The organism is Bradyrhizobium sp. SEMIA, assembly GCF_014844175.1.
In the GTDB taxonomy this organism is placed as follows: domain Bacteria; phylum Pseudomonadota; class Alphaproteobacteria; order Rhizobiales; family Xanthobacteraceae; genus Bradyrhizobium; species Bradyrhizobium arachidis.
This window is the reverse complement of sequence record NZ_CP046601.1, coordinates 3,804,647-3,816,955: the sequence shown is the minus strand read 5'-3', so window position 1 is coordinate 3,816,955 and position 12,309 is coordinate 3,804,647. Positions and strand designations below refer to the sequence as shown.

The window sequence follows — 12,309 nt, the reverse complement described above, 5'->3', positions numbered from 1 at the left end:
GGAACGATCCCGCGAGTCTGCAGCATCGATTTGGCCAAAACAGTATCTGGTGACGAAGGACGTCATGGGAGCTTCCGGTACAATCAAGGTTAGCGCGCAATGAGTGTGGAACCGATCGGAGTGCTAACTGTCCTGCTCGGTTTGCTTTGCCTGCCTCTCGGCCAGCGCGTCACATTCAGCGTGCTCATCTGCACAACTCTGTTCGGAGCTGCGGCCGCTATTCTGGTCGGCGGTGCGAACATCCAACCAGGCCATCTGTTTCTGGCCTTTGTGTTTGCAATGGCGCTTGCCAGCCGGCGCGAGACCGCGGCGGCAGTCAGAGCCGTTAGCTTCGGCCAGCCCGGCTTTTGGCTGTTGTGCTTGGTCGTTTACGGCATTGGCTCGGCCTTCCTGCTTCCGCGGCTGCTGGCTGGCGGAACGCAGATCGTTCCATTGGGAGCGTCGGAATATGCCAACACCGGGACAACTGTCCCTCTTGGCCCGGTATCGAGCAATTTCACGCAGTCCATTTACATGATAGCCAATCTCACCTGTTTTGGAATGACAGTTGCGATCGGTTCGAGCCACGGCGGCTTTCGGACCATTGTCACCGCGCTATTATGCTATTCTGCGGGCAATGTTCTGCTGGCGATGCTGGACGTCGCCACATACGCGACCGGGACGCAGGCACTTCTCAGTTTCATGCGCAATGCTCAGTACGCCATGCACTTCGACGATGAGGTGAATGGCGCAAAGCGCATCGTCGGTTCCTACCCGGAAGCATCCGCCTTTGCCCGCGCAACACTGGGTGCCGTCGCGTTCACAGGTACGCTCTTTCTTTTCGGCAGGAACGCCACGTTGACCGGCCTTTTGGCTGCCGCCTCGCTCGCTCTCGTCATTCTATCTACGTCTTCTACCGGGCTGGCGGGCGCTCCGTTGGTGCTCTTGATCCTATATATCTCAATGCTGCGGCGTACTGGCTTTGACTCCGCTCGCCCTTTCAGTTCAGCAGCAGCACTATGCGCCCCTGTCCTTCTGATCACATTGATTCTTGCTGTACTTCTCGATGAGAGAGCCTCGGAAATCGTGCAGCGCTACGCGGACACGGTCATCCTCAACAAGTCGTCTTCGACTTCGGCCATCGAGCGCAGCTCCTGGAACACCTATGCGATGCAGAACTTTTTTGATTCTCTTGGATTGGGTGTCGGGTTGGGGACCGTACGCACCTCGAGCCTTCCGATCGCACTCCTCTCAAACGTCGGAATCCCCGGGACGATGTTCTACTGGCTTTTCGTAATGTCGGCGCTGTTCGGGCAACGGAATGCCCCCCATACGTTTGAGGCGGATGCCTGCATTGCAGCCCGGACCGGCTGCCTGGCGCTTATGATAGGAGACACTTTAGCCGCTCCCACGGTAGAGCAAGGCCTACTGTTTTACGCTCTCGCCGGACTTGCGTGCTCCGCCCCTCGTGACCAGCTTGCACCCATCCTGCTCGCGCCCTCCCCTGCATCAGGAGCGAACGTATGAGCTCGTCTGCCAACTTCGGCATAAATGGTCGGTTCTTGACTCAACCGCTGACGGGTGTTCAGCGGTACGCCCATAATGTCAGTGCCGCCATGAATAGATCACTCGCGGCGCGGGGCAAAGAAGCCGCGATCATTGCTCCAGCTGATGCCGCCGATCCGGGATTCCAGTCTATCCCCCTCGTAACCGCCGGGCCGTTTGCTGGGCATCTCTGGGAGCAGATAGTGCTTCCGACGCGATGGCCGGACCGGCTCCTCAATCTTTGCAACACCGCGCCAGTGATCAAGTCCGATCAGGTGCTATGTATTCACGACGCGAACGTCTTTGTAGCGCCGGAGAGCTATCGCTCGCTGTTCCGCACGACGTACCGAACCCTGCAACCGTTGCTGGCCAAGCGTGCTGCCAGGATTGCGACTGTCTCGGCCGCCTCGGCCCGCCAAATTGCTTGTCACCTTCCTGTGCGCGCCGCCGACATTGCGGTCCTTCCAAACGGCCACGAACACGCACTGACTTGGGAGCCAAGTCGCGCCCACATCGCCCCCTCAGCCGTGCCCAATGGACGTTTTGTATTGGCGCTGGGATCGCGCGCTTCTCACAAGAATCTGCAGCTCGTTCTCAAAATTGCACCGGAACTTGCGACGATGAATCTCAGCGTGATTGTTGCAGGGGGAGGCGCGGATATTTACACCCCCGAGAGCCTGACCGGCGCGCAAGGGCTAAAACTGCTTGGCTATGTTACGGATGACGATCTCGCGTACCTGATGGAGCGAGCGTTGTGCTTGCTCTTTCCGTCGTGGACCGAGGGGTTTGGGCTTCCCATCATTGAAGCGATGGCCCGTGGGTGTCCGGTCATTTCGTCCAACCGCGCTAGCATGCCTGAAGTGTGTGGTGACGCGGCCCTGCTTGCCGCGCCCGACGATCCTGCCGAATGGGTTCGACAGGTTCGACAGCTCGCAAGTTCGACGGAGCAAAGAACTGAACTTGTCGGAAAGGGACGCGACCGGCTCCGACATTTCTCATGGGAGAGTACCGCCTCCGGCTATCTCGAACTCATGCACGAACCCAGACGCGCCTCGAGCACACCTACAGTGAAAGCCCAGCCCCTACCGAGCATAGCCGTCGCAGTCGCAACGCGAGGCCGCCCTGAAATCGTCACCGCCACCCTCACGCACCTGCTCCGGAATCAGACCCTGCAGCCCAAGTCCGTTGTCGTCTCCGGCGTCCTGCCGGAGGACGCCGGCGAAGCGGCGGATCTACCGGGCGTTCGAGTTGTCCTCGGTCCTCCTGGATTGCCGGCTCAGCGAAATACCGCCCTCGCCGCCCTGGGTAATGCGGCCGAGGTCGTGGCTTTCTTTGATGATGATTTTGTTGCGGATCCGGACTGGTTAGCGGCCGCCGCCATGATTTTTCGCGACGAGCCAGATGTCATCGGGCTTACGGGCCATCTCCTTGCCGATGGCATTCACGGGCCGGGATTAAGCTTTGACGAAGCGCTGAGCATCCTTGCAGAAAAAAGCGGCCCGCAAGGCTCGATACGGATCGAACCATTTAGCCCATATGGCTGCAATATGGCTTTTCGTGCTTCGGCGATCGGCAATACGAGGTTTGACGAGCGCCTTGTGCTCTACGGTTGGCAGGAAGACAGGGACTTTAGTGCGGCGCTCGTGAAGCGGGGAGGACGCCTGATCAAATCAGCGCGTGCGCGCGGTGTTCATATGGGTGTCAAGGGCGGGCGGGTTGCGGGAGACAAGCTTGGCTATTCCCAGGTGGTCAATCCAATTTACTTGGTGTGTAAAGGTACAATGACCACTCGTCAGGCTGCGAGCCATATCTTTGGGAATGTCGCCAGCAATCTTGCACACTCCGCGAAGCCCGAACCCTTCATCGATCGGCGGGGCCGGTTGCGAGGAAATATTCGTGGCCTCTCTGATGTACTGCGAGGATGCATCGAGCCAGAACGTGCGGCAAAGATCATGGGCGCAGGCGACAAAATGACGTCAGCCACGCAAGTACCTCTCTCAGCGAAAGTCAATAGCGATGGGACTGCAGATTCGTAGTGCGGTTCAGTCCGCAACCTTCCGTAAGGCGGCTTCGTTTGCGATAAGCGCGCAACGTCCGCAACATGCCACGTTGTTGAAAGACTAGGCGGCACTCGTGCTGACTCGCAAGACCATGTTGGGGGCTGCGTGGACGGTCTCGTCCAGGTTGTCTGGCCGACTAATCGACTTCTTTACTCTTCTTGTGCTCGCTCGGCTTCTGACACCTGGTGATTTCGGACTTACGGCTCTCGCAGCTACGTTGATTACGATCGCGGATATGGTGCTCGAGGTACCAACGCTCCAAGCCCTTACACGATTGCCCCGTGTGACGAGAGGTCACCTGGATACAGCATTTACGTTGAGCGCGATCAGGGGCATTGCACTGAGCTCGGTGCTGTTGCTCGCCGCATGGCCGTTTGCACACATCTACAACGACCCCCGACTAATCGCTCTAATTCTAGCAAGCGGGATCGGACCATTAGCGCGCAGCTTCTACAGCCCGGGCATGGTTGAATACGTCCGCAGCATGAGCTTCAAGCAAGTGTTCCTTGCTGAGACCGCCGGCAAGCTCATCGCTACTGCAACCGCATTCGCCTTGGTGTCACTCGGAGCCGGCTATTGGGCAATTGTGGCCGGTGGCATATCTGCGGCCATTGGCGCAACATCGGTGTCGTACCTGTTGGCCCCCTATAGACCGCGCCTGTCGCTCTCCGAACTTCGGGAATTCTCGGCTTTTCTCGGCTGGCTCAGCGGAGCGCAGATCCTAATTGCCTTGAGCTGGCAATTTGATCGCATCCTCCTCGGGTTCTCTTTAAGCAAAGCCGCACTCGGTCAATACACGATCGCCAGCGACCTCTCAGTCATGCCCACGCAAAGCCTGATTGGCCCGGCCATGCAACCTCTCATGGCGGCATTGGCTCAAATCAATCCAAGCACGGACCGACTGCGCAATGCGTATTCGAAGGCATCCCGCTTCACCATGCTCCTTGCGGCGCCAACCTGCATCGGTATGTCTCTGACATCTGATCTGATTGCCGAAGTCTTGTTGGGTCCGCAATGGCACGATGCCGGCCTCTATCTGCGGTGGCTTGCTCTCTCGACCGTCCTTAGTGCCTTCTATCAGCCTCTCCATTCTCTGGCGCTCGCGACCAACCAGACCAGTTTGGTTTTTCGGCTGACCTTCGTTGAACTGTGTTCAAAGGTCATTCTAATGTCTCTCGGTCTGTATTTTTACTCGCTGATCGGGGTCATCGCCGCGCGCGGCCTAGTCTCCTTCATCTTGTTTGTTCTCTCACTCCTTGCCGCCCGGCAACTTGTCGGTACTAGTGCTGCTTCGGAACTAGCCAAACTATGGCAGGTGGCCGCCGCATGCGCAGTCATGACCGTATTCGTTATCGTTTTGAGACATACGCTCACCGAGACACGCATTCCTGCTCTGCTGGAGCTGGGCGCAGTCTCGTTGTTTGGCGGCGCAGTCTATGTCGCTTCGCTGTACGGCTGTGGAATTCGACTCACAAACAGTTTGAAGGCCGTGTGATTCATGACCGGAATGAGCGCAGTTGCTGGTGAGATCCGTGGCTATCATCAATCGGAGCCTGTCCTATGAATGGCCGTATGTTTGCAGGCGGAGGCGCACTCCTCGCCCTGAGTGTTTCGCTCTGTTGTGTATTCGCAGCCGGGTCGCCGCAGTCATGCGAACTCCGCCCCGTGTTGCTCGAAGAGTTCGACGAGCTCCGTGCGTCGGCCAGCCGCATCGGCCCCGCACGATGGACGGCGCATACGCCGTGGGCTGGCGATTTTGGCGATGCTGCATTCGCAAATCCCGGACCAAACGGGCCGTTCAAAGTTGAAAATGGACTTCTTTCCATCACCGCTTCGAAGGATCAAAACGGCCGGTGGACGTCAGGACTCCTGGCTGCAGCCGATGCATCTGGCGCAGGGACCGGAACACGCTACGGCTATTTCGAAGCGCGGATGAAGATGCCTCCCGGCGACGGCAACTGGCCGGCATTCTGGCTTGCTGCCCTGAAGCCGGCGGCGATCACAGACGGCAATGTCGAGATCGACGTCATCGAATACTACGGCCAATTTTCATCTGCCTATCAGGCCGCGACGCACATCTGGTACAAGGATCGGCAGAAGATACGCGGCGAGGCTCAGAAGATCGACATCCCTGCCGATACTCTCATAAACGAGTTCCACACCTTCGGCGTCGATATTTCGCCGAAGGCTATTGTGTTCTTCCTAGATCGTAAGCCCGTATGGACGCAGCCAACTCCTCCCGAACTCGACGGCCCGCTCTATCCTCTTGTGAATCTTGCGCTCGGTGGAGGGTGGCCGATCGACCGCACCCCCAATCCATCCACGCTTCTCATCGACTACGTTCACGTATTCGCACGCGATGCAGGCCCTCCCGAGGGCTGCCCTCGGGGTCCCGCCGTGCTGCCTCCCTGAGTCCCGCGCGTCGTCTCCAATGGGAACGAACCGACTTATCTTGCTTGGTGAAATGATGCCATTGAAAGTCGCCATCATCCACTATTGGCTCGTTGGAATGCGCGGCGGCGAGAAGGTCGTTGAAGCGCTATGCGAAATGTATCCAGGCGCAGACATCTACACACACGTCTATGTCCCGGAGATGGTCTCTGAGACTATTCGCAAGCATCGCGTCGTTCCGACATTTATAAACAGGCTTCCTCGCGCGCGGCACTTGTACAAGGCCTACCTTCCTTTGATGCCGATGGCGCTCGAGCAGCTTGATCTGCGGGCGTATGACTTGATCATCAGCAGCGAGTCGGGGCCTGCGAAGGGCGTCATGGCCGCGCCCGGCGCATTACACGTCTGCTATTGTCACACACCCATGCGCTACATCTGGAACATGTTTCACGACTATCGGCAGAGCGCAGGCTTGCTCACCCGTTTGGCGATGCCGCCACTTGCGCACTATTTGAGGCTTTGGGACGTCTCCTCAGCCGTCCGAGTTGACAGCTTCGTTGCAAATTCCGCAACGGTTGCGGCGCGCATCCGCCGCTACTATGGCAACGATGCCACCATCATCCACCCGCCCGTTGACACCAAGGCATTCTCGCCGGTGCCATACTCCGAGGTGGCGGACTACTACTTGATGGCCGGCGAGCTCGTCTCCTATAAACGGCCCGACCTTGCGGTACGCGCCTTCAATGAATTGAAGCTGAACCTGGTCGTAATAGGCGGCGGCGAAATGCTTGCTGAAGTCCGCCGCCTTGCCGGACCGACAGTCTCAGTACTCGGACCGCAGCCGTTTGCGATCCTTAAACACCGGTACGCGCGCTGCCGCGCATTGATTTTTCCCGGTGAGGAGGATTTCGGAATGGTTCCCGTCGAAGCCATGGCGAGCGGCCGTCCCGTTGTTGCGTTTGGACGCGGAGGCGCGACGGAAACTATCGCAAGAGATCTGACCGGCGTTTTCTTCGATGAGCAAACCGTCGATGCGATCGCGGATGCCGTTAGTCGACTTTCTGCCATGGAATTCGACTCCGACGCCATCACTGCTCACGCCGAGCATTTCAACCAAGAGCAATTCGTCCGGAAGATGCGAGCCCATATCGATACCCTCCTCTCGCAGCGCGATCCACAAAACCTGCGGTATCAATCCTCGTTTCGCCAGTGGGCCGCCACCTGAGGGACAGCCGCACCATCGTAAACGTCATCGGCCTGTGTGGACCCGCCTTAGACTGCAACCGCGTTTTGCTAGGACTCATTGGGCGGCATGGGTTCTCGGCAACCGGCGCCGCGTTGATCAAGCAGCAGGCAACGCTGCACTTTCTTTGTGCTCCGAACGCGCGAGTTGATCAGCAATACTGGCTTGTACAGAGCTGCCCCCAGATGGGCTTGTATTCGGCCTTATTTCAGGACGCAGATCTCATTTGAAGACGTGATCTAGAAGACTGATTTGATTAAGTGAGGGCAGCAGCGCGATGAACATTGCCGGCGACCTTCGGCCCCTCGTTGGCTTGGCAGACAGTGGCTTGGATGCCCAGACGAAGTCGTTGCTCCAATTGCGGGACTTCCTTCGTCGCGAGTGGCGTCTCATCGCTTTCGTGACAATTTTTTCATCGGCGCTTGGAGCCACTTATGTCGGATTCGCCCCGCGCAAATTCACTGCGCAGACGGACATGTTCGTAGACACCAAAGGTATCACGGCGCCCCAGTCTGAAACCTCACAGGAGACCCGTGGTGTCGACGACTCGATCGTCGAAAGCGAGATTGAAACCACAAAATCGGAAAAGGTCGGCAAGTCCGTCATACGCCGGTTGCATCTCACCGAGGACCCCGAATTTGTTGGACCTGCCCACGGCCTCCTCGGCCGCGCTGCCGGACTATTTGGACTGGCTACGAAGTCTGATGAGCGTCTCTCCCCTGCCGAGCTGGAGCGTCGAGCACTTGCAAACCTCAATGACAATCTACGTGTTACGAGATTGGGCCGCAGTTATGTCGAACAGATAGCCTATACTTCCTTGGACCCTGACAAGGCTGCGCGAATTGCAAACGCATTCGCCGATGCTTACATCGAATACCGGCTGCAGGCCAAGTATGAGGCCACGCGCCGCGCGAGCGCTTGGCTGGAAGAACGGATCAGCGAACTTCGCCAGCAGGCAAGCAACGCTTACAAGGCGGTTCAAGATTTCAAGGCCGAGAATGGCATCATCATCGGAGTAGAAGGGAAGCTCGCGAGCGAGGTTGAGCTCGACCAACTGGGCGTGGCGCTCGCAAAAGCCCGCGCCGATACAAGCCAAGCGCGGGCAAAGCTGGATCGGATACAGCTCATACTTGAACAGCGCCCGGAGAAAGAAAACTTCGCCATTCCCGATCCGGTTGTTACGGACGCTCTTAACAGCCAAGTCATCACCAAGCTTCGGCAGAAATTCCTTGAGAATCAAAATCGGCAAGCTGAATGGAGTGTCCGGTACGGACCCGATCACGAGGCAGTGAAGAATCTGCGTTCGGAAATGGCAGCGCTGCAACGTTCGATTTGGGACGAAATTTCGCGTATCGCGGAGAGCTATAAAAGCGAGCTGCAGATCGCCAAGTCCCAGGAAGACGCCATCGATAAGCGAATGCTCGAGATCTTCCAACAGTCTGGATCAACACGGCAGGCGCAGGTCAGGCTCCGCGAACTGGAGACTGGAGCAAATACCTATCGCGGAATTTACGAAGCTTTCTTGTCACGGTTTACGCAGTCGGTTCAACAGCAATCATTCCCGTCAACGGAGGCTCGCGTAGTTACCGAGGCCTCGGCTCCGAGTAAGCCGAGCTCGCCAAAGGTAGGAATCACTTTGGCTTTCGCCATGATGTGCGGATTGGGGCTTGGCGCGCTGAGCGCAATAGCCCGCGAGCAGTTCATGCATCGTCGGGTGCATACGCGTGATCAGCTTGAAACGCTGTTGGGGACGAGCTGCCTCGCCGCTTTTCCTCAATTATCCAGACTCAAAGCTAGATTACGCGGAAGGTCCTCAGCGTTTCGCCAAATCAACGAGGCGCCTCCTTTCTCAGCTACCGCTGAGGCGCTACGCTATATCAAAGTTGCGATTGACCTTTATCCCGGCGAGGCCAAGGTCATTGGCATCACCTCGGCGCTCCCCGGCGAGGGCAAAACAACGGTCGCGGCTGCGGTTGCAGCTTTCCTGGCAAAGACCGGGGCGCGCACGCTCGTCATTGACTCCGACTTGCGCAGTCCCGCTCTGTCCCAAACGCTCGGTTATATCGATGAACGCGGGTTGCAGAAGATGGCTGCTGAGGGTTTGGCAGTGGCCGACGTCGTCATCCCTGATCCCAACTTCAGATTCGATGTCATACCGTCCCCCGCTACTGCGAGGCCCTCGAACAGCTCCGACGTTCTCAGTGCGCCTTCGATCAGGAAAGAACTGGAAAGGGCCCGCCAAGACTACGACTATATCCTATGCGATCTGCCGCCGATCCTACCGATCGTTGACGTAAAGGCCGTCGCGGGGCTGTTCGACGCGTTTATCATGGTGGTGGAATGGGGCAACTCGACCGATGAGGTTCTCAAAGCCGTTCGTTCATCTCCACTGCTTTCGGAGCGACTAATTGGAGCGGTCCTGAACAAGACTGATGAGACCTTTATGCGTCGCTTTGAGGGATATTCCGATCGGCGCTACGCCTACTACACGAAATAGCTCACAGCGCCGAAAACGTTGATCACAACCTCAAGCTAAAAAAGACGCTGCTGCTGCTAAAACTTTAACCTTGCGTTAACCGATCGGCAGCCGCAAGCTTCGCACTGCAAAACACGAGGAAGAAAATCTCGAGCTGTCTATTTTCAAGAGTAACATAAGTTCTGCTTGATGGAGTACCGCAATGGCCGATTTGGTCGATACTCGCGGCAAGCTGTCTTTTATCGTCGAGACGCCTCATCCGGCGCAAACGGTGAAGTGCCCCACAGGTTCAGCAACGAAGAGAGTGCTGGACGTTCTGATAGCAATTTTCGGTGTGCTGCTGTTATCTCCCCTATTCTTAATCTGCTACACGGCCACAGTACTTTCTTCGCCAGGGCCAGCACTTTTCCGCCACCGGCGGGTCGGTTTCAATGGCGAGACTTTCGCTTGCTTGAAATTTCGCACTATGGTCCCGGACGCGGCCGAACGACTGCAGCGATTATTGGACTCTGATGCTGCCGCCGCTGCTGAATGGAACGCCGCTCGCAAACTGCGTTGCGATCCCCGGGTAACGGCCATCGGCTCTTTGATGCGGAAATCCAGCCTCGACGAATTACCCCAATTGCTTAACGTTTTACGCGGCGATATGAGCATCGTCGGACCGCGGCCAGTAACCGAAGAAGAACTGGTTCGCTATGGGCACAATGTCGATGCCTATCTTGCATGCCGGCCAGGTATTACTGGACTCTGGCAAGTGAGCGGTCGTAGTACCACCACGTATGGCAGGCGTGTGGCGTGTGACACCTATTACGCCCGAAACTGGTCCATAGTACTCGACACCAAGATCATGCTCGCAACAATACCGGCCGTGTTCGAGGATGGAGCTTACTGACTCACCGCTTCGAACGGTATTCGATGGGAACTGGATGAGGATCGGAGAACAGAGTTGAGCGCAGATCCTCCAACCTCTATAGATCCAGCGATCTTCGAAGCCGTTTGCGCTAAATGCGAAACTCTGGCCGTCACATTTCAACGCGCCGAGGGTGCGCTCGACAGCACGCCGGTCTTTTGCAGCAACTGCGGTCGTTTGCGCGGCTTAATGGGAAGCATCAGAAAAATGGCGCATGAATCTGCGGCTCCCCACTCTTCTGGCCTTCTGAACCAGCCCTAGCTGGAGCTCTCAGGAGATCGACGCCGAAGTGCGGCTTCCGCCTTCAAGGTCGAATCCCGAGCCGTTGGTTGATAGTCAAAGCTGCCTTGGCGTCCGATGGACTCAATTCCGAGTTTAGCGAGGACAGCCATCGCGTGCTTAGCGTTCTCATCAGCGTTCTCAGTGTAAATCGGATATGCATTAGAAAGCAGGTGAGAGCCCTCCAGGCGAAGGTCACCCAAAAACAGTCGATTGGCTTTTGTATGCTCTCTGAAATCGCGGTCAGCCGCGCCAGCGTCCCGAGCAACATGCTCAGCATTGAGTTCTACTGAGAAAAATTCGCGCCCGCCGCACTTGCCGTAGAAATCGGAGTGCATCGTGAGGCGTTTCCACGCGCCCTTGCTCGAAAAGTTATACAAGATCGATTGCTTGAATCCGCGTTGACCCGAGTAGCTGTAAAAGAGGCTCAGTAATGTAACGTTTAGCTCTCGTTGCGCCTCTAGACCGCATAGGGCCTGAACCTGAAATAGAGGGATGGTCGACACCAGACGCTCCCCGACTATCCGGCGGTCGCCCACGGCTATCGAAAACCTTCCATCATGGCTCTCAAGGCGGCCCATCTTCACGCCCAAGAGAAAGCGTGCGCCCTGAGCCTCGAGCCGCTCCCTTGCCTTGTGATAGAGGTATGAAAACCCCTCCCGCGGTCGAGCGAGTTGTTGATTGGCCGGCGACGAGGGGGCAGGCGAAACGCAGCGCCGAAGGAGGTTGCGGAGACGTGCGTGCTCCTGGATCCAGAGCATCCTCTTCTCCGCAAACTTGGCGTCTACTTTGTCGGCTGGAAAACCATAAAACCGATCCAAATAGTAGCCGAGTCCTGAGCGCATCAACATCCGCGCGCCAATCCAGAAGGTCGCAAAGTCTTCTGCACTGCGAATGTGGCGACGAGACAGACGAGCCACGATAATGGAGCCTAAAATCAGAATCCATTCGATCGGACCAGCTCGCAACAGATCATCCGCGATGGACAGCGGGTAGTGAGTCACAAATCCTTGTGGCGTCAGACGGCCCCACGATGGACTAATCGGGATATAGAGCGGCAGCAGTTCCGGAAAGTGCACCAACAGAGGAGAGTCGTCCTGGAAGATGTAGCTGCCCACATCGAAGGTATAGTCTCCGACTTTGCAGTCGATGTGATTGCCGCCGAGCCAAGAATATTCATCGATGACGAGCACGCTCCGCGCGCCTTGCCGCTGTGAAATTGAGGCAGCAACCAGGCCGCTAATTCCAGCTCCCAGAACGACCGCGTCAAACCGCTCACAGTCAATGCTATCAGCCATCAGAGCGACATGTTCAAAAAAGTCATCCCTTAAATCAAGGTAGTGAACCGCACCTCGAGAAAAACAACCAGCATAGTCGATGTAATTCCCAAAAGACGCGGCAGAGAACTGACAGCCATCGAACGACG

Annotated in this window: 8 protein-coding genes; 7 read left to right on the top strand and 1 reads right to left on the bottom strand. The window is 57.1% G+C overall.

Translation table 11 applies throughout. The features are described from left to right. The first annotated feature begins 99 nt into the window (after window positions 1-99). The 7 genes from FOM02_RS18755 (at window position 100) to FOM02_RS18725 (ending at window position 10,586) form a co-directional block, all read left to right on the top strand. The gene (locus FOM02_RS18755) at window positions 100-1,506 is read left to right on the top strand and encodes a hypothetical protein (RefSeq protein ID WP_027564655.1); all 1,407 of its coding nucleotides are present in this window, start codon (window positions 100-102) and stop codon (window positions 1,504-1,506) included. Further along, on the top strand, window positions 1,503-3,560 hold the full coding sequence (locus FOM02_RS18750; protein WP_063617241.1) for a glycosyltransferase: 2,058 nt from the start codon (window positions 1,503-1,505) through the stop codon (window positions 3,558-3,560). The genes FOM02_RS18755 and FOM02_RS18750 overlap by 4 nt, the downstream gene beginning before the upstream one ends. A 115-nt stretch (window positions 3,561-3,675) precedes the next feature. Then, the gene (locus FOM02_RS18745) at window positions 3,676-5,079 is read left to right on the top strand and encodes a lipopolysaccharide biosynthesis protein (RefSeq protein WP_231164415.1); all 1,404 of its coding nucleotides are present in this window, start codon (window positions 3,676-3,678) and stop codon (window positions 5,077-5,079) included. Window positions 5,080-5,249: 170 nt separating this feature from the next. Beyond that, on the top strand, window positions 5,250-5,996 hold the full coding sequence (locus FOM02_RS18740; protein WP_231164133.1) for a glycoside hydrolase family 16 protein: 747 nt from the start codon (window positions 5,250-5,252) through the stop codon (window positions 5,994-5,996). A gap of 61 nt (window positions 5,997-6,057) precedes the next feature. Then, window positions 6,058-7,200 (top strand): glycosyltransferase, encoded by a 1,143-nt coding sequence (locus tag FOM02_RS18735; protein ID WP_028146522.1) that lies wholly within the window; start codon window positions 6,058-6,060, stop codon window positions 7,198-7,200. Between the two features lie 295 nt (window positions 7,201-7,495). Continuing rightward, a complete protein-coding gene (locus tag FOM02_RS18730) occupies window positions 7,496-9,715 on the top strand; it encodes an AAA family ATPase (RefSeq protein WP_027564658.1) in 2,220 nt (739 codons plus the stop codon). A 181-nt stretch (window positions 9,716-9,896) separates the two neighbouring features. Further along, a complete protein-coding gene (locus FOM02_RS18725; protein ID WP_084335048.1) occupies window positions 9,897-10,586 on the top strand; it encodes a sugar transferase in 690 nt (229 codons plus the stop codon). Between the two features lie 275 nt (window positions 10,587-10,861). On the opposite strand, the gene FOM02_RS18720 is transcribed toward FOM02_RS18725, so the two are convergent. Next, window positions 10,862-12,181: an NAD(P)-binding protein gene (locus FOM02_RS18720; protein ID WP_265441954.1), complete on the bottom strand. Its 1,320-nt coding sequence runs from the start codon at window positions 12,179-12,181 to the stop codon at window positions 10,862-10,864. Between the last annotated feature and the right edge of the window lie 128 nt (window positions 12,182-12,309).